Origin of the sequence: Paraburkholderia sp. IW21, assembly GCF_041321145.1 — a bacterium.
Lineage (GTDB): Bacteria > Pseudomonadota > Gammaproteobacteria > Burkholderiales > Burkholderiaceae > Paraburkholderia.
Map to the genome: position 1 here is coordinate 87,730 of NZ_JBGGWA010000007.1, position 20,201 is coordinate 107,930.

Annotated in this window: 16 protein-coding genes and 1 pseudogene; 12 read left to right on the plus strand and 5 right to left on the minus strand. The window is 63.0% G+C overall.

Annotation, left to right across the window (positions count from 1 at the left end):
• Positions 1 to 416 precede the first annotated feature (416 nt).
• The 3 genes from ACAX43_RS18045 to ACAX43_RS18055 all read left to right on the plus strand — a co-directional run bounded on the left by ACAX43_RS18045 (position 417) and on the right by ACAX43_RS18055 (position 3,587).
• Positions 417 to 704, plus strand: a complete 288-nt coding sequence (locus ACAX43_RS18045; RefSeq protein WP_370709784.1) for a hypothetical protein — start codon at positions 417 to 419, stop codon at positions 702 to 704.
• Between the two features lie 61 nt (positions 705 to 765).
• Positions 766 to 1,968, plus strand: coding sequence for a CpaE family protein (locus ACAX43_RS18050; protein ID WP_370709785.1), 1,203 nt, complete (start codon positions 766 to 768; stop codon positions 1,966 to 1,968).
• 140 nt (positions 1,969 to 2,108) lie between these two features.
• Positions 2,109 to 3,587 (plus strand): nicotinate phosphoribosyltransferase, encoded by a 1,479-nt coding sequence (locus ACAX43_RS18055; RefSeq protein ID WP_370709786.1) that lies wholly within the window; start codon positions 2,109 to 2,111, stop codon positions 3,585 to 3,587.
• Here the strand turns inward: ACAX43_RS18055 and ACAX43_RS18060 are convergent.
• Positions 3,520 to 5,400, minus strand: coding sequence for an ATP-binding cassette domain-containing protein (locus ACAX43_RS18060; RefSeq protein ID WP_370709787.1), 1,881 nt, complete (start codon positions 5,398 to 5,400; stop codon positions 3,520 to 3,522). The two genes, ACAX43_RS18055 and ACAX43_RS18060, sit on opposite strands and share 68 nt — an antisense overlap.
• Positions 5,387 to 6,262 carry an extracellular solute-binding protein gene (locus tag ACAX43_RS18065; protein ID WP_370709788.1) on the minus strand — a complete coding sequence of 292 codons (876 nt, stop codon included), beginning with the start codon at positions 6,260 to 6,262 and terminating at the stop codon, positions 5,387 to 5,389. Before ACAX43_RS18065 ends, ACAX43_RS18060 begins: the two co-directional genes overlap by 14 nt.
• Positions 6,263 to 6,392: 130 nt before the next feature.
• Here ACAX43_RS18065 and ACAX43_RS18070 point away from each other — a divergent pair.
• Both ACAX43_RS18070 and ACAX43_RS18075 read left to right on the plus strand, forming a co-directional pair.
• A pseudogene (locus ACAX43_RS18070) lies at positions 6,393 to 6,587 on the plus strand (nitrogen fixation protein NifQ); the annotation flags it as partial.
• A gap of 111 nt (positions 6,588 to 6,698) precedes the next feature.
• The gene (locus ACAX43_RS18075) at positions 6,699 to 7,019 is read left to right on the plus strand and encodes a winged helix-turn-helix domain-containing protein (protein ID WP_370710025.1); all 321 of its coding nucleotides are present in this window, start codon (positions 6,699 to 6,701) and stop codon (positions 7,017 to 7,019) included.
• Positions 7,020 to 7,188: 169 nt separating this feature from the next.
• Here the strand turns inward: ACAX43_RS18075 and ACAX43_RS18080 are convergent, their stop codons facing one another.
• Complete coding sequence (locus tag ACAX43_RS18080) at positions 7,189 to 8,064, minus strand: LysR family transcriptional regulator (protein WP_370709789.1); 876 nt, start codon at positions 8,062 to 8,064, stop codon at positions 7,189 to 7,191.
• Positions 8,065 to 8,173: 109 nt separating this feature from the next.
• Here ACAX43_RS18080 and ACAX43_RS18085 point away from each other — a divergent pair, with 109 nt between their 5' ends.
• From ACAX43_RS18085 to ACAX43_RS18100, 4 genes are all read left to right on the plus strand, one after another.
• Positions 8,174 to 9,760 (plus strand): MFS transporter, encoded by a 1,587-nt coding sequence (locus tag ACAX43_RS18085; protein ID WP_370709790.1) that lies wholly within the window; start codon positions 8,174 to 8,176, stop codon positions 9,758 to 9,760.
• Positions 9,761 to 9,917: 157 nt separating this feature from the next.
• Positions 9,918 to 10,397: a nuclear transport factor 2 family protein gene (locus ACAX43_RS18090; protein WP_370709791.1), complete on the plus strand. Its 480-nt coding sequence runs from the start codon at positions 9,918 to 9,920 to the stop codon at positions 10,395 to 10,397.
• A gap of 93 nt (positions 10,398 to 10,490) precedes the next feature.
• Positions 10,491 to 11,369 (plus strand): 2OG-Fe(II) oxygenase, encoded by an 879-nt coding sequence (locus ACAX43_RS18095; RefSeq protein WP_370709792.1) that lies wholly within the window; start codon positions 10,491 to 10,493, stop codon positions 11,367 to 11,369.
• A gap of 333 nt (positions 11,370 to 11,702) precedes the next feature.
• A complete protein-coding gene (locus ACAX43_RS18100) occupies positions 11,703 to 12,572 on the plus strand; it encodes a 2OG-Fe(II) oxygenase (RefSeq protein ID WP_370709793.1) in 870 nt (289 codons plus the stop codon).
• Between the two features lie 71 nt (positions 12,573 to 12,643).
• Here ACAX43_RS18100 and ACAX43_RS18105 read toward each other — a convergent pair whose 3' ends face one another.
• Positions 12,644 to 14,083 (minus strand): MFS transporter, encoded by a 1,440-nt coding sequence (locus tag ACAX43_RS18105; protein WP_370709794.1) that lies wholly within the window; start codon positions 14,081 to 14,083, stop codon positions 12,644 to 12,646.
• Positions 14,084 to 14,584: 501 nt separating this feature from the next.
• On the minus strand, positions 14,585 to 15,466 hold the full coding sequence (locus ACAX43_RS18110; protein WP_370709795.1) for an oxaloacetate decarboxylase: 882 nt from the start codon (positions 15,464 to 15,466) through the stop codon (positions 14,585 to 14,587).
• 204 nt (positions 15,467 to 15,670) lie between these two features.
• On the opposite strand from ACAX43_RS18110, the gene prpR reads away from it, so the two are divergent.
• The 3 genes from prpR (at position 15,671) to ahpF (ending at position 20,072) form a co-directional block, all read left to right on the plus strand.
• Positions 15,671 to 17,626 (plus strand): propionate catabolism operon regulatory protein PrpR, encoded by a 1,956-nt coding sequence (gene prpR / locus ACAX43_RS18115; protein ID WP_370709796.1) that lies wholly within the window; start codon positions 15,671 to 15,673, stop codon positions 17,624 to 17,626.
• 137 nt (positions 17,627 to 17,763) lie between these two features.
• Positions 17,764 to 18,327, plus strand: coding sequence for an alkyl hydroperoxide reductase subunit C (gene ahpC / locus ACAX43_RS18120; protein ID WP_370709797.1), 564 nt, complete (start codon positions 17,764 to 17,766; stop codon positions 18,325 to 18,327).
• A 152-nt stretch (positions 18,328 to 18,479) separates the two neighbouring features.
• Positions 18,480 to 20,072, plus strand: coding sequence for an alkyl hydroperoxide reductase subunit F (gene ahpF / locus ACAX43_RS18125; protein ID WP_370709798.1), 1,593 nt, complete (start codon positions 18,480 to 18,482; stop codon positions 20,070 to 20,072).
• Positions 20,073 to 20,201 lie beyond the last annotated feature (129 nt).

Below are 20,201 nucleotides of genomic sequence, written 5' to 3' on the forward strand. Positions count from 1 at the left end.
CGTAAGCGCGGCCGGGGAAGCCAAGGTGTCTTACGAGGGTGCGGCGGGGCCACTGAAAAACGGATGTCAAAAAAACGGGGTGGATGATCGATACGGGGTATCGGTCATCCATTACCGGACGACGTGAAGCGCTGACCTTGCCACTTTTTTCCGTCAAGCTGGACGGATTCGAAGTCGACGGTCATAGCAACAACGACAGGTACCTTGCTCGTGTCGGTTGCGAGCATGGGGTGCACAGAACAGGGAAGGGGCAGCGCACGGTCCAGGACCAGCCGGCGCGAAGAGGCGGGGAGGAATGGCCTGAGTCTCCATAGAGAGGCGCTCGTTACGAGGTGAACCAGGCGCCGCGTCCGCGAATTTGCGCGGGCGCGGCTCACCTGGTGCAGACCTTGAGAAGACCCGTTATTGGGGGTGTCATGAAAAAGATCAGCAAGCCGGCCCCGCTGCGGCTGGGCCGGCATACCTCGGCTCGAGGTTCCGGTATTTCTTATGAGCGTCATGTCGCGGCGCCACGTGCGGTGTTCGCCGCGCCGTCGGTCGATCTGCGGACGCTGGTGATCGCGGAGGCGATGAAGCGCAAGGCTCAGGCAGAGATTCAGCGCGACGTGCTGCGCGATGCGACGTATGAGATTCCGGTTTCCCCCGAGCGAGGCCACGACCGCGGTGCGGACATCCACCCGTCCGATCCCGACCACTACACGTGAACGCCGACTGTTATTGACGTGGCCTCGCCAACCGAATGGCTCACGCCGGTGGAACCCCGACATGATCGACATCGTCCTGATTTCGTCCAGCGCGGAACGAGCGCCGCACATCATCGCGCGCCTCGAAGAAAGCGGTGTGGCGTATCGGTTGAGTACCGCGTATGGCACGGCGCGGCAACTGCGCATGCACACCCTCGCGATCAGAAGTGCCGATCTGCTGATTGTCGACGATGTCGATCTGAGCGCGCGTGAGCTGGACGGCGTCGAGGAGGCGCTGGCCTGCACACCGAATTTGCATTGCATGCTGGTGACGCCGGCGCCGTCTGCTGCCTTGTTGAGCGCGGCGATGCGCGTCGGCGTGCGCCATGTGCTGTCGTGGCCGCTGGATGGCTACGAGATCGCCGCCGCGCTTATTCACATCGACGAAAAAAAAAGCGCGGGCCCGCGCTGTGCCGGACGCATCGTCTCGCTCGCGTCGTGCAAGGGCGGCAGCGGCACCACGCTGATTGCCGTGAATCTCGCCTATTCATTGGCCGCGCTGCGCAACAGGCGCGTACTGCTGATCGACCTGAGCCAGCAATTCGCCGATGCGAGTTTGCTCATGGCCGACAAGCCACCGCCTATGACACTCGCCGATCTGTGCTCGCAGATCGAACGTCTCGACGCCGCCTTGCTCGAATCATGCGTGATGCATGTACACGCGAACCTCGACGTGCTGGCGGGTGCCGGCGATCCGCTCAAGGCCGCCGAATTACTGCCGGCGCAACTGGAGCGCGTTATCACGTTGGTGCGCGAACGGTACGACGCGGTGCTGATCGACATTGGGCAAAGCCTCAATCCGCTGACCATCCTTGCCCTCGATCACAGCGATGCAATTTGCATGGTGGTGCGGCAGAACCTTCTTTACTTGCACGGCGGGCGCCGCATGCTCGATATTTTCAAGGAACTGGGCTATCCGGCCAGCAAGGTGCGCCTGGTGGTGAATCAATACGACAAGAACGCCTGGATCAACCTGACGACGCTCGAACAAACCCTTGGCGCGAAGGTCGCGCATCAGCTTCCGCGTGACGAAAAGCAGGTTAACGAGGCGCTTAACCGCGGCATACCGCTCGTCACCTCGGCCAGGGACAGCGCACTGGCACAAGGTATCAACCTGCTGGCCGACATGCTGTGGCCGCCTGTCGCCGAGCCCCGCAAAGGGGTTCTGGGCCGCCTGTTCGCGGCGCGGCCAAATGTGCCGCCGCAACTGAAGCCGGGGCGCTGAGCGAAGCCGGCTTGGTGATGCCGGGTGATTGCGGGTGGACTTTGACGGTGTATGGTGTGGTTCTACCTATGGCGTCAACGGTAAGACCTCCCGCCCGCCTGATTACTCTTAAGAGAGCTGCACGAGCGCAGCATCCGTCCATGCAAAACGATCGAGACCGTATCAACGACATGGCGTCGATCTTGTCCAATCCGATCCTCAACACGGATTCGTACAAGGCGTCGCACTACCTGCAATATCCGCCCGAAGCGTCCGCGATGTTTTCGTACATCGAGTCGCGCGGCGGACGCTATGACCGCACGCTGTTCTTCGGCTTGCAGATGCTGATCAAGGAGTATCTGTGCCGGCCCATTACGTCCGCGATGATCGATCAGGCGAAGACATTTTTCACGGCGCATGGCGAGCCGTTCAACGAAGCCGGCTGGCGCTATATCGTCGAACACTGCGACGGCTATCTGCCCGTGCGGATTCGCGCGGTGCCTGAAGGTTCGGTTGTGCCCACACACAATGTGCTGGTCACGGTCGAATGCGACGATCCACACGTGTTCTGGCTGGCTTCGTATCTGGAGACGATGCTGCTGCGCGTGTGGTATCCGATTACGGTGGCGACGCAGAGCTGGCATCTGCGCAAGACTATCCGTGCTTATCTGGAGAAGAGCAGCGACGACCTCGCGCAACTGCCGTTCAAGCTGCACGATTTCGGCGCACGCGGGGTGTCGAGTGCGGAGTCCGCGGCGATCGGCGGCTCGGCGCATCTCGTCAGTTTCATGGGCTCGGATACGGTGCTCGGTGTGGTTGCGGCGAACCACTACTACAACGAACCGATGGCGGCCTTCTCCGTGCCGGCAGCGGAGCACAGCACGATCACTTCATGGGGGCGAGCGCGCGAAACCGACGCGTTCCGCAACATGATTGAGAAGTTCGGCAAGCCGGGAGCCATTGTTTCGGTGGTGTCCGATTCCTACGACCTGTTCGCCGCGCTCGACGTATGGGGCACGGAACTGAAACAGGCGGTGCTCGATTCCGGCGGCACCCTGGTGGTCCGGCCTGATTCCGGCGATCCGCTGACGATCGTGCTGCAGACCATGCGGGCGCTCGAGGCGTCGTTCGGTTCGACGGTGAACGGCAAACGGCGGCGAGTGCTCAATAACGTGCGCGTGATTCAGGGCGACAGCGTGAATGCGAATTCGATCGAGGCAATCCTTGCCGCGATGGACGAGGCCGGCTTTGCGGCGGACAACATCGTGTTCGGCATGGGGGGCGCGTTGTTGCAGCAGATCAATCGCGATACGCAGCGGTTCGCGATGAAGTGTTCAGCGATCCGGCTGGGGGACGAGTGGCACGACGTGCACAAGGACCCTGTTACGGATACGGAGAAGAGGTCGATGAAAGGGCGGCTTACGCTGCTGGTGAATCGTCACACGGGCGAGTATCGGACGGTGACGCTGCCGATTGTGTGGGATGACCGTACCGTTGAAGATGAGTGGGATGAAGCGCTCGTCACCGTGTTTGAGGCTGGAAAATTGCTCGTCGATGTTGCGTTTTCTGAAATCAGGAAGCGGGCTCACGCGGGCGAGAATTCAAATTCCAGACCGAAACGCCGAAGGCATCAAGATTGACCCGGCAACGGTTTCCCTCACGCAAGCGTGCGTCCTCGTTTGCGATATCGAACCTCACCCCCGCGATATTCACGCGGACATACCGCTCGCCGCGTCGTAACTCGACCGCGTCGACCATGCCGGCATAAGCACCATCGGGCGAAATAACGACGGCGTGGGAAGAGACGCGCCACATCACCCGTTGCCCGGCAGGCGTGGCCGCACCACTTTCGCCCGTCCTGATCACCAATCCATTGCCAATCTCTACGTGCCCAGGCGCAGCCATCAAACCTTCGCCGACGTTGTGCAAGCCGAGCAGCTCAGCCACCCGCATCGAAGCCGGCCGCTCGAATACGGCATCGATAAAACCCGCCTGCAGCACGCGCCCTTGTTCGACCACCAGCACCTCGTCGGCCAGCAAAGCCGCTTCATCAGGATCATGCGTGACGATTATCGTCACCGCCGCAATCTCGCGCTGCAGCGCTCGCAGCGACTGCTGCAAACGCCGCCGCCGCGGCGTATCCAGCGCGGCAAACGGCTCGTCGAATAGCAACATTTCGCTATGCCGTGTCAGCGCCCTCGCCAGCGCTACCCGTTGTCGCTGACCGAACGACAATTGGTGCGGCAAGCGCGCGACCAGTTGCGCGAGGCCCAGATGGTCGAGCCAGTAACGCGCGCTAGCCGCATCGGCATCGACGGGAAACGCGAGTTGCTGCGCGACCGTCATGTGCGGAAACAAACCGTAGTCTTGCGGCATATAGCCGATCTGGCGGCGCTCGGGCGGCAGCGTGCTCAATTCGGTCGCGCCGAGCCGCACGGAACTCGACGCATCGGATTCGAGCCCTGCAATCAGACGCAACGCCAACGATTTTCCCGAGCCGGACGGCCCGATAATCGCAAGACGCCGCGTGGCAGGCGCCCACGCTATGTCGAGATCGAATGCGCCTAATCGGCGCCGCAAATGAAAGGCGAGACGAAGATCGGACGTCTCGCCACGGCTCGCAGTCAGATCCGTGCCGGGTTCCAGCGCGTCCTCGCCATTTTCGGTTTGTTCGAGCGCGACTTTCTGCCGAAGGCTATAAATCGACAGCGCCGCGCAGACAATCGCGATCGCGAGCGTCGGCAACAGCAGGGGCATCATTGCCGGCAGGCCTTGGCCGCCGAATACCACGTACGTGTACACCGGCAACGAATACGGGTGATAGGCAACCATCACGGTCGCGCCGAATTCGCCGAACGCGCGCAGCCACGCGAGCGCGAGTCCCGCGCGAATGGCCGGCCAGGCGACCGGCAACATGACCCGAAAGAAGCGGCTGCCGGCATGGTGGCCGAGCGTCGCGGCCACGTCGTCGAGCACCGGGTCGACAGCGGTGAACGCGGACTTCGCGGCGATAATCAGGAAGGGCGCGGCCACGAAGATTTCCGCGAGCACGATGCCGGCAAACGAATCCGTCAGCATGCCGCCGGTGATTTTGCCGACCCAGCTATAGGGGCCGAGCAGAAATAGCAGCAGGATGCCGCTGGTGAGCGGCGGCAAGGCGAGCGGCAACTGCACGACGAAGCCGAGCAGCGCCACCTTGCGTGAGTTCGAGCGCGCGAGGAAATAGCCGAGCGGCACGCCGCCCAGCAGAATCACGAGCGAGGCCACGCTGGCGCTTGCCACCGATACGCCGACCGCCGACCACGTCGCGTGCCAATCGACATTCGGCCAATCGGCCGCGCCGAGTTGCGGCACGCTCGCGATAAACGGGGCACACAAATAGAGGGCGAGCAGCGCCGCCAGCCACAGCAGCGGCCGCGCGGCGGACTGTTGCGCGGCGTTACTGCGCGGCATCGATCACGGCTTGCACTGAAGGCGGCATCGCTTCTACCGAGCCCGCGACGGTGGGTCTGATCACGTCCACGCCATGTTGCTTGAGCAGCGCGCGTCCCTGCGCGCTCAGCAGGAAGTCGACGAAGCTGCTTGCGCCCGCACGGTTCGGTGCATCGTTGAGAATCGTCAGCGTGTAGCTGGCCTTGGCCTGCAATTCGGGCGCCGGACGGATCGCCGGAATCTTCAGGTCGGACGTTTCGGTCGAGTAGAAGAACCCGGCGTCGAGCTGGCCGGATTGCAGGCGGCCCACCAGCGTTTCCTCAGGCAAAACCTGCGCGGGATTTTCCGCGGCGCCCAGCGTCTTCTCGACGAGATCCGGCTGATGGTAGAGCTGCGCGGCCTTCGTCACCATCTCGACGGTGAATGCACCCTTCGGATCGAGTTTCGGATCGGTACGGCCGATGTGGATGCCCGGCTCCTGCAGCACCTGATCCCAGCGCTTGCTCCTGAAGTCCGCCGCGAACCTGCTTTGCGGGTTATAGCCGATCATCAACGGCGATTCGGCGAAATTCACGTACCACGTGACGTGATCGCCGTTTGCTTCGCCCATCAGGCTGCTGTTCACCTTCGGGCTCGCGCTGATGAACACGTCGCCGCGCCGCAGCTTGCCTTTGATTTCGTTGGCGATCTTGTTCGAGCCTGCCGCGTAGCCGCGGAACTGCTGGCCGGTGGCTTTTTCGAACGCCGGGCCGACACTGCGCTCCATCAGATTGACGAGCGAACCGGCGTACAGCACGTTGACGGTATTGTCCTGCGCGAAGGCGGGCGCAGCCGTCACCATTCCGGCGACGACCACGAAAGAGGTGAGCAGCTTGCGAATCATGCGATTAACCCGATACGTTATTAAGAGCGCTATATTACGACGTCATCGCATTGCGCGGTGGGTCGGTGTGCTCAATTGAGCGGGACGACAACCCGTATGGATCGCGCGCTACTGGAGCGGCATTTTGTGCATGCGCACGCAACCATGCCTGCACTGCCGCCAATCGGCCCCGGCGAATACTCGGCGTTCGTCGAAACGCTCCATGCGTTGCATGCTTACGCATGCCGGCACAGCCGTCGATGCGGACGACGCCCACTGTCTCGCCTCGATCATCGCGCATGCATGCTTGCGGCCGGATCACCTGTGGCGCGACCTCGGCGTTGCCGGTCGCGACGGAGGCGGTTCGTGTATGCTTTCGCGCATGGCTGACACCGCGAAAACCAAACCAAGACCCACGACAAAATCCGCGAAACCGCGCCCCGAAGTGCGCTTCAGAATGCGCATCCGCAGCGGCGGGGCCGTCGCGCTCGGGCCCGGCAAAGTCGAATTGCTCGAAGCGGTACGCGAATCCGGCTCGATCTCCGCGGCAGCGCGCAGCCTCGGCATGTCGTACCGGCGCGCATGGCTGCTGATCGACGAGCTGAACCGCTCGCTCAAGGCGCCCGCCACACATTCGGAGCAGGGCGGCCAAAGCGGCGGCGGCTGCATGTTGACGCCGGTTGGCGAAAACATCATTCGCTTGTACCGCGATGTCGAAGTAGAGGCACAACGAAGCTGCGCGAAACAGATCGCCGAGTTGACCAGGCTGATTCGCTGATTCGCGGCTGAGCGGTTGACACCAAGGCAGCACAAGGGCAGCACGGCGCAACACACAGCGCCGGGACTCGGAGCTTACGGCTCACGACCCAGCTCTCGGCCTGCCGCAGGCACAACGCCGAGGGCGGCGGATTGCGCAACTGGGCAAGATGTTCGGTATGCAGGCGCCCCTACTTGCTTCGCGCGAACTCGAGAAACGCCCGCACGGCCGGCGCCCGTTCGAACTTTCGATAGGCCATGGCGATTTCCGAGGCGATGGGTTTGCCGGCGATGCTTCGGTACACGACGCCCGGCAACGCGATGCAACCGGCCAGGGTATGCGGTACGACCGCAACATTGCCGCCTAGCGACACGCACGCGAGCACCGCCGCGAGCGTGCCGGGGCGTGATCCGAGACGCGGCGAAAAACGCCCGCGCCGCGCCACTTCGAAGGTACCGGCTTCCTGCTCCGGCAGCACGAAACACTGGTCGCGCAGCTGCGAGGGCTTGATGCTCGGGAAGGCTGCCAGGGCGCAATCATCCGGCACTGCGAGGACGAATCGGTCGCGATGCACGGTGGTGGCCTGAATGCCGTCGACGAGCGGCATGGGCGGTCGCACATAGGCCGCGTCGAGCAGACCGTCTCGCAGCATCTCGGCGGCGTCGTCCATCGGCACCTCCCGAATCGAAATGTCGACGCCAGGGTGCGTACTGCGAAAGCCGCCGACCGCCCGTTGCAAAACGCCCGCGTACGCCGCCGACGCCACATAGCCGACTTCGATCCGCCCCAGCTCCCCGCGCTCGGCGAGAACCGCGCGCTCTTCGCCGCGCGCGAGGTGGTCGAGCGCGCTGAGCGCTTCGGCGAGATAGGCGTTGCCTGCCGCGCTGAGTGCCACCGAGCGCTTGGTGCGATGAAAGAGCCGCACGCCGAGCAGCCGTTCCGCTTCCTGGATCAGCTTGGTCAGCGACGGTGCGGCGATCCCTAATTCGTCGGCGGCGCGCGAAAAGTGGAGATGCCTGGCGACGCAAACGAATGCGTGGATATGCCGGAGTTCGAGTTGCCGCATGGCTTTCGGTATTTCCGCTGGAACTAATTATTTTATGATTCTATGCCAATGACAGGAAATAGACGTTTCGCTACCATCAAGCGACTTCGATTCGACTCCGTCTGCCTGTATGTCATCCACATCCGCCCGTCACACACTTCCCGCGCAGTCGTCCGGCTCGCAACCCGTCAACGCCGCATTCGTGCTGGCCACCGCATCGGCGACCTGCGCGCTGATCGTTCTCGATACCAATGTCGTGGCTGTCTCTTTGCCGTCGATTGCACGCTCGTTTCACGCAAGTTTCGCCGATGTCGAATGGGTCGTCAGCGCGTATATGGTCGCCTTCGCGTCGTGCCTGCTGCCGGCGGGCGGTCTCGCCGACCGCATTGGCCGCAAGCGGATGCTGCTGTTGGGGCTTGCGGTGTTTTTCCTCGCCTCGCTCGGTTGCGGCGCGGCGCCATCGGCGGCCATGCTGAACGTGGCGCGCGCGGTCAAAGGTGTCGGTGCCGCGATGCTGCTCACCGCGGCACTCGCCGTGATCGCCAATACCTTTCACGAAGGCCCCGCACGCGTGCGCGCATGGGCCGTGTGGGGCACCTGCATGGGTCTCGCGACGACAGTGGCGCCGCTGGTCGGCGGCGTGATTACGCAATGGCTCGGCTGGCGCTGGATCTTTCTGCTCAACCTGCCGGTCTGTGCGGTGCTCGCGTGGTGCGCGTCACGCTCGATTCGCGAGTCGCGCAATCCCGAACCCGGTCCGCTCGATGTCGCCGGCAGCATCCTGTTCGGCCTGGCGCTCGCGCTCGCCATCTGGGCATTGATCGAGGTGCCGACCGACGGACTCGCGAGCCGGACAACCGGCGCAAGGCTCGCGGCGTGCACGCTGCTCTTTGGCGCATTCATCCAGGTGCAACGCACGCGGGCGCATGCAATGGTCGACCTTGCGCTATTCCGCGAGCCACGCTTGGTCGCCGCCGTACTCGCGATGTTCGGGTACGCCGCCTGTGCACAGGTGATGATGACGTTTTTGCCGCTCTATCTGCAGAACGCGTTCGGTCTGTCGGCGGTGGCGGCGGGTGTCGGCATGCTGCCGTTTGCGCTGGCGATGGTGGTTGGGCCATATATCGGCGCGGCGCTCGCGCGGCGTTTGTCTGGCATGACGCTGCTGTCGACGGGGCTGCTGCTGATCGCCGCCGGCAATCTGCTAACGGCGCTGGTGGCCGGCGACGCACGCTATGTGCTGGTGGCGCTCGGCATGGTCGTGACGGGGCTGGGCGCGGGGATCATGAATGGCGATACGCAGAAGGCCATCATGGCGTGCGTGCCGCCTGACCGAACCGGCATGGCGTCCGGCATCAGCACGACGACGCGCTTTACTGCGATCGTCATGTCCGTGGGTGTGCTGGGCGCGGTACTCGCGGCCCGCACCCATGCTGCGTTCGTGGCCGGTACGCAGATGACGCCTGATGTAAAAGCCGCACTCGATGCAGGTTTCATGTCGCACGTGTTGGCCGGCGACGTGGTGCAGGCCACCGCGCATCTGGCGCCCGCGCGGCAGGCCGTGTTGGTGTCGGCCGCGCACGCGAGCTTCGCCAGCGGCTTTGCTGCAGCGCTCTATCTGGCGTCCGCCGTTGGGGTGTCGATCATCGCGGGCATAGGGCTGCTGAATCGCAAAGGCAAAGCTGTTCGCGTGCGTGGAGTTGCGTCGAACGGATAGCGAGTTCGAGGGCCGGACAACGGCACGCCGACGAACCGGCTGCGCGGCCCCGGCCGGCTTATTTTCCGATATTGTGTGCTGCGTGGGCGCGCTCAAACCTCCGCGCGCGATCCTTTCCTGCCCGCTTCCACAAGCGGACAACGCACACCACAAGAAAATGAGCCATCCCAACACCGAATTGATCCAGCGTTTTTACACCGCATTCCAGCAGCGCGACGCCGAAACAATGGCCGCCTGCTATGCCGACGAGGTGGTCTTCAGCGATCCGGCATTCGGCGAGCTGCGCGGAGAGGAAGCGCGCGACATGTGGCGCATGCTGGTTGCGCGCGCGCGGGACTTCTCGCTGACGTTCGAGGGCGTCGAAGCGGACGAGCGCGTCGGCCGCGCCCGCTGGGTAGCCCGCTACACGTTCAGTCAGACGGGCCGCGCGGTGGTCAACCGGATCGACGCCCGCTTCGTGTTTCGCGAAGGCCGCATCATCGAGCATCGCGATACATTTGATCTGTGGCGTTGGGCCCGTCAGGCTTTGGGCATCAAAGGCGCGCTGCTCGGCTGGACGCCTTTCGTGCGGCGCGCAATCAGAGCGCAGGCGAGAAAAGGCCTCGACCTCTATCGACGCCGGCAGCGCCGTACCTAGCAGGGCCGCCCCGCGTCTCGCGCCCAGCCTCTCGCTTGCTATGAGCCGGCCAGTTGAGGCAGTATTTCGTGACACCGATCAACGGGGAGCCCTATGCCTGTAGTGGAAGCATCATGGGAAGCGTGGCTGAGCAGCAACGTAGCGCGCGGATGCAGCATCGATTCGATGATCGACGCGATGGTGCAGGCCGGTTTCGCCACGGAAGCGGCACGCGCGGCGGTGCACAAAGCGTTTGGCAAGCGCTCACTGGACGCGACGAACCCGGTGGCCGCAGCAACCGAGGCCGCCCCGGTAAAAGCCGCGCCGCAAGCGTACCAATACGACGAGTCGCCCGTGGCGCGCGGCAATGTGATTCGCGCGCACGATCGCGACGTCCGCGTGCTGATGCGATGCGAACGGCCTCAGGTGATCGTGTTTGCGGACGTGCTCTCGCCGGAAGAATGCAGCGAAATGATCGAACGCTCGCGTCATCGGCTGAAACGTTCCACCACGGTCAATCCCGCCACCGGCAAGGAAGACGTGATTCGCAACCGTACCAGCGAAGGCATCTGGTACCAGCGCGGTGAAGACGCGTTCATCGAACAGATGGACCGGCGTATCTCGAGTCTGATGAACTGGCCGGTTGAAAACGGCGAAGGCCTGCAGATTTTGCACTACGGGACGACCGGCGAATATCGCCCGCACTTCGACTATTTTCCGCCCGATCAGCCTGGCAGCGCGGTGCATACCGCCCAAGGTGGACAACGCGTGGCCACACTGGTGATCTATCTGAACGACGTGCCCGACGGCGGCGAAACGATTTTTCCTGAAGCGGGCATGTCGGTCGCGGCGAGGCAGGGCGGCGCGGTGTATTTCCGCTATATGAACGGCCAGCGTCAGCTCGATCCGCTCACTTTGCACGGCGGCGCGCCGGTGCTCGGCGGCGACAAGTGGATCATGACGAAGTGGATGCGCGAGCGGGCCTACGGCTGACGCCGCGTTGCTCGGCCGCGTGGCCTGCGGCGGCTTTTGCCGATGCGCCGCGGACAGTTATTTCAATGCGCTGCGCCCACTCACGCGCCCCATGCGCAGAATCATCGGGCCGATCACCGTACCTCGACCGCTCCAGAGTAGGAAATTTCGCGCTTGATGCCGCCTCTTATCCGACGCTGAATGCGCTTCAGGGAGGGCCCGTTTCCGAATCGTCGCGTGGAATGCGCCGGGTTGGGTCCCTATCATCCTTTGCTTTAGTCAGCATCGCCCGGTTGCCCGCGCACTCGGACTGCGTGTGCTGCGCGAGCGAACTCTGGATGTGGGATGAAAAGTATGCCTGTCGTAAATGATGCCGTGAAAACCTGGTTGAACAGTCATGTCGAGCGCGGCTTTAGCCCTGCTGCTTTGGTGGATGCCATGGTCGGCGCCGGCTTCGAGTCGGAACTCGCGCAAGCCACGGTGAATGCTTCGTTCAATGCCGCCGAGACGGCTCGCGCGGCCGTTGCCGCGGCGCCGTGCGGTATCGAGGCGGCTACGGGCGAATACCGTTATGATCCGGCGCCGGTCGCCGCCGGCAATGTGATTCGCGCTTACGATCGCGACGTCAAGGTGCTGATGCGCTGCGAACGGCCGCAGATCGTTGCGTTCGCCGACGTGATGTCGGATGAAGAGTGCGATGAGATGATCGAACGGTCGCGTCCGTTGCTCAAGCGGTCCACCACCGTTAATCCCGAGAACGGGTCGAACGACGTGATCCCCAATCGCACTAGCGAAGGCGCCTGGTATCACCGAGGTGCGGATCCCTTCCTCGAGCGGCTGGAAAAGCGCTTTGCCACGTTGATGAACTGGCCTGTGGACAATGGCGAAGGATTGCAGGTGCTGAGGTATGGGGTTGGCGCCGAGTATCGGGCACATTTCGATTATTTTCCGCCGTCGCAGGCGGGGAGCGCCGTGCATATGGCGCGCGGCGGGCAGCGGGTTGCTACGCTGGTTTTGTATCTCAACGATGTAGCCGCGGGTGGCGAGACTTTTTTCCCCGATGCCGGGGTGTCGGTTGCGCCTAGGCGCGGCGGGGCTGTTTATTTTCGCTATATGAATGGGCTGCGGCAACTCGATGCATTGAGCTTGCATGGAGGCGCGCCTGTTGTGGAGGGCGAGAAATGGATTATGACCAAGTGGGTTAGGGAAGGGGTTTTTGCTTAGCGTGCGAAACCGTCCGAAACCTGGCACCACCGTTTCACCCACTTCAAATTTCCTTCAGGTCCGCTGCGCCATCAGCCCTTCGCCGGGTCTTCGGCGCCGCGCGAGCCACCGCCGATGCTCTGACCGGCATCGCGTGCGAGGCCGAGGTAGCCGATCACGGACGCGAGCGTCAACACGCCGGCAAACAGAAATGCAAGGCGGAAATCGTCGAGAGTGAATACGCGGCCCGTCGTCTCGCCGTTGAAGACCGCGGCAGCCCGCAGCGAGACGGCGCCGAAAGCAATGCCCAAACCGATCGTCATCTGCGCGGCGGCGCTCCATAGCGTGCTCGCCGCGCTCATTTGCGGTTGCGCAACGTCGGCGTAGGCGAGCGTGGCAAGCGTCGAGAATTGCATCGAGCGCGCTACGCCGTAGATGAACACGACAAACAGCACGATCACGAGCGGTACGTTCGGCGTCAGCAACCCGCATGCAACGATGAATACACCGGCCACCACCACATCGATGATCGACACCATCCGGAAACCGTAGCGCTGCAAAATGCGCGTGGTGAGCGCCTTCATGCCGAGGTTGCCTAGCGCGCTTGCGAGCAACAAAAGGCCCGATTTGAACGCGGACAATCCGAAGCCGACCTGGAACAGCAGCGGCATCAGATACGGCACCGCACCTATGCCAATCCGTGTGAACGACCCCGTTACCACCGTCACGGAAAAGGTCGGGATCTTCAGCGTCGATACGTCGATCAGGGGATGCGGGTGGCGCTTCGCATGCTGGAACGCGACCACGCCCATCAGCAATCCGCCGACGATGATCGCCCCAGCCCCCCACGGGTTCTCGCCAGGCTGGCTCGCCAGTTCCGCGCCATACAGGATTGCCGTCAGCGTCGTGGCGCTGAGCAGCAGACCGACGACGTCGAGCGGCTTGCGTTCGCTGCCGCGCAGGTTCGGCACCAGCGCGAACGCAACGGCCATCGCCGCCAGGCCGAACGGTACGTTCAGCAGAAAGATCCAACGCCACGATGCATAGGTGGTGATGAAGCCGCCCACCGGCGGCCCGACCACCGGCGCGACAATCGCCGGCCACGTGATGGTCGAGATCGCCTGCATCATCCGGCTCTTCTCGGTGTTGCGGACCACGATCAGACGACCCACCGGCACCATCATCGCGCCGCCCATGCCCTGCAGCAGGCGCGCGGCCGTGAATTCGGTCACGTTCTGCGACAAGCCGCACAACACCGAAGCCACCGTGAACACGCCGATCGCGCTGAAGAACACCGTGCGCGAGCCGCAGCGGTCGGCGACCCAGCCGCTGGCCGGAATGAAAATCGCCAGCGCCAGCATGTAAGCCGTCATGCCGAGGCTCAGGCTGTTCGGCCCGACGCCGAACGAGTGCGCCATCTGCGGCAGTGCAGTGGCGATCACCGTGGTGTCGAGGTACTCCATGAAGAAGGTGGCCGCGACGATATACGGTAGCCAGCCGACATGTGAATTGCGTGCGCCGCCGGCGGTCATTGCGCCTTCCTCAACGCGTTGCGCGTGGATTCGACGGTGCCTTTAACGTGCTGGCCTGTACCGCGATATCTTGTTGGCTTCATGTTCTTGCGACTACCTTTCGAAAAGCGTGTTTCCGGCATCCCTCAGCCGACGAACAGCGAGGCCGCGACCTGTTTGGCGTTAGTGACGTCATGCGGGGAAGGCCTACTCGTAGCCGTCATGGATGGATCGCGATCGCGTCGCCGACAACGCTTAGCCGCTATTCCTTAGCCGCCGCATGGCCCTTATCCTTGGCCGCCAACCCCGCATCGTAACGCAACAATTCGCGGCGGGCAGCGGCGCGTACCAACGCACGGCGTCAAGCAGCGGTGCACGACGGTACGCAGCAACGCACGGCAGCCACAGCGGCAACAGCGGCAACAGCGGCAACAGCCACGGGTGACCGCATACAGCGGCACACGGCGATACGGCGGCATCAGACCAAAGTACCGCGCCGGGAAACACGGCATTTCTCGCCGCTCAATCCTTCGCGGCGTACTCGCGATCCAACTTGTCGTACAGCGGCTTGTTGACGAGTCGCTGACGTTCGCTGAACGGTGCGACCAGGGTGGCGTCTTCATCGAGCCGGCCGTTGCTCTGCAACGTACCGAGCGCGCGCTGCATGCCGAGCACCGCGCCTTGCAGGGCGGCGTTCGCGTACAGCACGATGCCGTAGCCGAGCTTGGCGAGCGCCTCGCGCGATTGCACCGGCGTCTTGCCGCCGATCACGATGTTGATCAGTTGCGGCTTGTCGAACAGCGACGGCAGCCGTTCGATGTCGGCGAGGGATTCGGTCGCTTCGATAAACAGTATGTCGGCGCCGGCCTCGATGAAACGATGGCCACGTTCGATCGCGTCTTCGATACCGTGGACCGCGGCCGAATCGGTGCGCGCCATGATCTGCAGATTGCCGTCTTCGCGGGCGTCCACCGCTGCGCGGATCTTGCCGACCATCTCGCTCGTGCTGACCACTTCCTTGCCTGAGAAATGGCCGCATTTCTTCGGCATGATCTGGTCTTCGAACTGAATGACGTCGGCGCCGCTGCGCTCAAGCACGCGCACGGTCTGGCGCACGTTCAGGGCATTGCCGAAGCCGGTGTCGGCGTCGACGATCAGCGGCAGCGCCACTGCGTCGCGAATTCGCGCGGTGTGCTCGGCGACTTCGGCAAGACCGATGAAGCCGAGATCGGGCAGGCCGAGCGACATGTTGGTGACGCCCGCGCCCGTGATGTAGATCGCTTCGAAGCCGGCGTCTTCGATCACGCGCGCGCTGAGTGCATTGAAGGCGCCCGGCACGAGCAGGCCCTGGCGTTGGTTGACTTTGGCGCGGAAGGCGGCGCGGCGGATAGCGGAAGTCGTCATGTTTATGTGTCTCCAGATGGAAAAATCGGTGATGGAACCCGGACCTGAATTTGCAGGAAGCATGCCATTGAGCGGCTTCTTGAATTTGTACCTAACAATCAACAGGTTAGACGGAAAATAAGCGTTTCGCAGTTCATGGCAAAATAGCCGCTGTGTTCCATGAAACGTTTCGTGGAACGTTCCAGTTACGAATGGAGCGTCGCAGTGTCCACTTTCACGTCGTCTCTTGCCAATTCCGGCCGCCCCGGCGTTGCTCTGGTCAGTATCAGCCGGCTGCAATCGCTGTGCGAAACTGTCGCGCCGCGTTACGCCGGACGCGCCAAATTCTTTTCTGTCCGGGAAGGCTACGGCGCTGCCGTCACTGCGTTGCAGGCGTACGTCGACGCAGGCGCGGTCGATGTCGTGCTCGCAGCCGGGTCGAACGGCGCCTACTTGCGCGACAACCTGAACGTGCCGGTCGTGATGGTCAAGGTGAACGGCTTCGACGTGCTGAGCGCGATCACCCGCGCCACGACCGCCTGGCCTGGCACACAGATCGGCCTCGTGCTGCATGAAACAATCTCGCACGAACTCGCTGATCTGAGTGCGTGGTTGAACGTCCGCCTGAAACAGCGCGCGTATCGCTCGATCGACGAAGTGCGGCTCGCGGTCGATCACCTGGCCGCCGAAGGGTGCCGCGTCATCATCGGCCCCGGCATGGCTTGCGATTTCGCCCAGCAAGCCGGTCTGGAAAGCGTCTTTCTCTATTCGCTAGGGGCAGTCGAAGAAGCGTTCGAGCGTTCGGTCGAACTTGCGAGCGTGAGCCGTCAGAAGGAATCGAAGCGGGTGCGCCTGAACACGATCGTCGCGCATCTGCGCGACGGCGTCGCCGCCTTTGACGAGGCTGGCCAGGTCGAAGCAGTCAATCCGGCGATGCTCGATCTGCTCGGCGTCGACCGCGAGCAGGACGTCTCCGCGCAAGTGGCACGCGCAGTCGGCCCATTGCTGCGCGAAACGCTCGATCATGGAACGTCGATCGAGGAGCGTATCGAGCAGATCGGCGGTCGCGCGCTGATTGTCAACTGCGTGCCGATCGTCGAGCAGGGTGTGCGTTCCGGCTCAGTGCTGACGGTGCAGGACGCGCTGGTCGCGCAACGGATCGACCGCTCGCTGCGCACCAGCCAGCGGCCGAAGCATCGGGTGGCACGACACCATCTGGATGATCTGGTGGGCAACTCGGCGGCGCTCGAACGGGTGCGGCGGCTCGCGCGCGCAGGCGCGGCCCACGACGCCACCGTGCTGCTGAGTGGCGAAAGCGGCACGGGCAAGGAACTGGTCGCGCAAGGCATCCATAACGCCAGCCGGCGGCGCGGCAATCCGTTTGTCGCCTTCAATTGCGCGGCGCTGCCTGAAGGGTTGATCGAGAGCGAGTTGTTCGGCCATGAGGAAGGCGCGTTCACCGGCGCGCGGCGCGGTGGCAAACCGGGCCTCTTCGAGATCGCCCACACCGGCACGATCTTTCTCGACGAAATCGGCGAAATGCCGGCGGCGCTGCAAAGCCGGCTGCTGCGCGTGCTGCAGGAGCGCGAAGTGATGAAACTCGGCTCCGGGCGTGCGACGCCGGTCGATGTGCGGGTGATCGCCGCCACGCATCGCGATCTGCATGCATTGGTCGAGCAGGGCGCGTTTCGCGCGGATTTGTATTTTCGTCTTAACCTGCTTCAGATAGAATTGCCGCCGCTGCGCGAACGGCGCGGCGACGTCGCGCAACTGGCCCGGCACTTGTTGAGCCACAGCGCGCGCCAATATGGACTGTCGGACGCGGGGCTCGAGCAGGTGCTGGCGTTTCTCACGCCGCTGTTCGAACACTATGCATGGCCCGGCAATGTCCGGGAGCTGGAAAATCTGCTCGCACGCGCTGCAATCTATCTTAGCGATTCGGCCGGCGAGGCCTGGCAGGATCTGCAGGCGGTGTTTCCGGAGTTTGACCGGATGCGGCAGGTGACGGGGGGCAGAATGCCGCAGGCGTCGCCTGAGGCAGCAATAGGAACACCGGTGCGCACGTCACCGACCCGCGAGGACGTCACGCGTGCCCTCGAACAGGCCGGCGGAAACCGCGCCGCGGCAAGCCGGGCATTGGGAATCGGCCGCACAACCCTTTGGCGGCTCATGAAGGACTGATCCGCCGCAATAGCCACAGGAATGTCGTCGAATAGCGTAAAGCTATCATCATCATTAAAACAATCCGCTTTACCTATTAAGCGTCGTCTGACATACTGACTCCACTTTCCAACCACTCAGCAAAGAGGAATCAGTCAATGTCGATCATCAACAGCCAAGTCAAACCGTTCAAGGCACAGGCCTATCACAACGGCGATTTCGTGACCGTCACGGAAGAAAGCCTGAAGGGCAAGTGGTCGGTTTTCGTTTTCTACCCGGCTGACTTCACGTTTGTGTGCCCGACCGAATTGGGTGACCTGGCCGATCGCTACGCCGAATTCAAGAAGCTCGGCGTCGAAATCTACAGCGTGTCGACCGATACGCACTTTACGCACAAGGCATGGCACGACACGTCGGACACGATCCAGAAGATCAAGTACCCGATGCTCGCTGACCCGACGCTGGCAATCTCGCGCAACTTCGACGTGCTGATCGAAGAAGAAGGCCTGGCGCTGCGTGGCACGTTCGTGATCAACCCGGAAGGCGAGATCAAGCTGTGCGAAGTGCACGACAACGGCATCGGCCGTGACGCTGGCGAACTGCTGCGCAAGGTGCAAGCTGCTCAATACGTCGCCGCTCACCCGGGCGAAGTTTGCCCCGCCAAGTGGACGCCGGGCGCCGAAACGCTGACCCCGTCGCTCGACCTGATCGGCAAGATCTAAGTCTCAAAGCCTCTTGCAGTAAGCGCCTCGCGGCGCATTTCCGTGCGGACCGCTTTTTACAGTGGTTCGCGCGTCCCCCGGGCTGTGCGTGTCCTATCCGGATGCAAGCGGCGCCCGGGGACCCAACACCCCTCGTCACGGAATCGAAAGCCATGCTGGATGCCAATCTCAAGACTCAGTTGAAAACCTACCTCGAAAAGGTTAGCAGGCCTATCGAGATCGTCGCGTCGCTCGACGACAGCGCGAAATCGCAGGAACTGCTGGCATTGCTGAACGATATCGCGACGTTGTCGGAACGCGTTACCGTGATCGAACGCCGCGGCGACGATCAACGCAAGCCGTCGTTCTCGATCGGCGAGCCGGGCAAGGCAACGGGCATCCGCTTCGCCGGCATTCCGATGGGGCACGAATTCACGTCGCTCGTCCTCGCGCTTTTGCAGGTCGGCGGCCATCCGGTCAAACTCGACGATGCGGTGATCGAACAGATCCGCAGTCTCGACGGCGACTATCAATTCGAAACGTATTTTTCGCTGTCGTGCCAGAACTGCCCGGAAGTCGTGCAGGCGCTGAACGTGATGGCGTTGATCAACCCGCGCATCCGCCACGTGGCGATCGACGGTGCGTTGTTCCAGACCGAAGTCGAAGCGCGCCAGATCATGGCGGTACCGACCATGTTCATGAACGGCGAAGTATTCGGACAGGGTCGCAGTGGTGTGAAGGAAATCCTCGCGAAGCTCGACACCAATGCCGGTGCGCGTGCCGCGAAGGAACTGGAAAAGAAACCGGTGTTCGATACGCTGATCGTCGGTGGCGGCCCCGCAGGCGCGGCTGCGGCGATTTACTCGGCACGCAAGGGTATTGCGACGGGTGTGGTGGCGGAGCGCTTCGGCGGCCAGGTGCTCGATACGCTGGCGATCGAGAACTTCGTCTCCGTCACGGAAACCGAAGGACCGAAGTTCGCCACGGCGCTCGAGCAGCACGTGAAGAGCTACGAAGTCGACATCATGGACGTGCAGCGCGCTGAAGCGCTGATCCCGGGCCGCATCAACGAAGTGCGTCTGGCGAACGGCGCGGTGCTGAAGGCCAAGACGATCATTCTGGCGACGGGAGCCCGCTGGCGCGAGATCAACGTGCCGGGCGAGCGCGAGTATCGCAATCACGGCGTGGCGTACTGCCCCCACTGCGATGGTCCGCTGTTCAAGGGCAAGCGCGTTGCCGTGATCGGCGGCGGCAACTCGGGCGTCGAAGCGGCGATCGATCTCGCGGGTATCGTCCGTGAAGTGACACTGTTCGAGTTCGGCGCACAACTGCGTGCCGACGAAGTGCTGCAACGCAAGCTGCGCAGCCTCGCCAACGTGACGATCGTCACCCAGGCGCAGACCACCGAAATCACCGGCGACGGCAAGAAAGTCAATGGTCTGGTCTACAGGGATCTGCGTTCGGCCGAAACGAAGAACATCGAACTCGAAGGCGTGTTCGTGCAGATCGGCCTCGTGCCGAACACGGAATGGCTCAAGGGCACGGTCGAGTTGTCGAAGCACGGCGAGATCGTCGTTGATGCACGCGGCGCGACGTCGGTGCCGGGCGTGTTCGCTGCCGGGGACGTGACCACGGTGCCGTTCAAGCAGATTGTGATTGCGGTGGGCGAGGGCGCGAAGGCATCGCTCAGCGCATTCGATCATCTGATCCGTACCAGCGATGTCGACGAAGTGGCGAGCGAAGCTGAAGCGGAAGTAGCAGTCTGATGGTTTCGTTTGAGTCGTGGTCGGCGGCCTTCGGGCCGCCGATTTTGTCTGGTGCACCCATGCTGGGCACACCGTAAAAAAGCCGCCTGGTCGATGCCGGGCGGCTTTTTTACGGAGTACTACGGCGCG

Coding starts and splice junctions, on each gene's coding strand:
- ACAX43_RS18045 (WP_370709784.1), top strand. CDS start 417: ATGAAAAAGATCAGCAAGCCGGCCCCGCTGCGGCTGGGCCGGCATACC.
- ACAX43_RS18050 (WP_370709785.1), top strand. CDS start 766: ATGATCGACATCGTCCTGATTTCGTCCAGCGCGGAACGAGCGCCGCAC.
- ACAX43_RS18055 (WP_370709786.1), top strand. CDS start 2,109: ATGCAAAACGATCGAGACCGTATCAACGACATGGCGTCGATCTTGTCC.
- ACAX43_RS18060 (WP_370709787.1), bottom strand. CDS start 5,400: ATGCCGCGCAGTAACGCCGCGCAACAGTCCGCCGCGCGGCCGCTGCTG.
- ACAX43_RS18065 (WP_370709788.1), bottom strand. CDS start 6,262: ATGATTCGCAAGCTGCTCACCTCTTTCGTGGTCGTCGCCGGAATGGTG.
- ACAX43_RS18075 (WP_370710025.1), top strand. CDS start 6,699: ATGCGCATCCGCAGCGGCGGGGCCGTCGCGCTCGGGCCCGGCAAAGTC.
- ACAX43_RS18080 (WP_370709789.1), bottom strand. CDS start 8,064: ATGCGGCAACTCGAACTCCGGCATATCCACGCATTCGTTTGCGTCGCC.
- ACAX43_RS18085 (WP_370709790.1), top strand. CDS start 8,174: ATGTCATCCACATCCGCCCGTCACACACTTCCCGCGCAGTCGTCCGGC.
- ACAX43_RS18090 (WP_370709791.1), top strand. CDS start 9,918: ATGAGCCATCCCAACACCGAATTGATCCAGCGTTTTTACACCGCATTC.
- ACAX43_RS18095 (WP_370709792.1), top strand. CDS start 10,491: ATGCCTGTAGTGGAAGCATCATGGGAAGCGTGGCTGAGCAGCAACGTA.
- ACAX43_RS18100 (WP_370709793.1), top strand. CDS start 11,703: ATGCCTGTCGTAAATGATGCCGTGAAAACCTGGTTGAACAGTCATGTC.
- ACAX43_RS18105 (WP_370709794.1), bottom strand. CDS start 14,083: ATGACCGCCGGCGGCGCACGCAATTCACATGTCGGCTGGCTACCGTAT.
- ACAX43_RS18110 (WP_370709795.1), bottom strand. CDS start 15,466: ATGACGACTTCCGCTATCCGCCGCGCCGCCTTCCGCGCCAAAGTCAAC.
- ahpC (WP_370709797.1), top strand. CDS start 17,764: ATGTCGATCATCAACAGCCAAGTCAAACCGTTCAAGGCACAGGCCTAT.
- ahpF (WP_370709798.1), top strand. CDS start 18,480: ATGCTGGATGCCAATCTCAAGACTCAGTTGAAAACCTACCTCGAAAAG.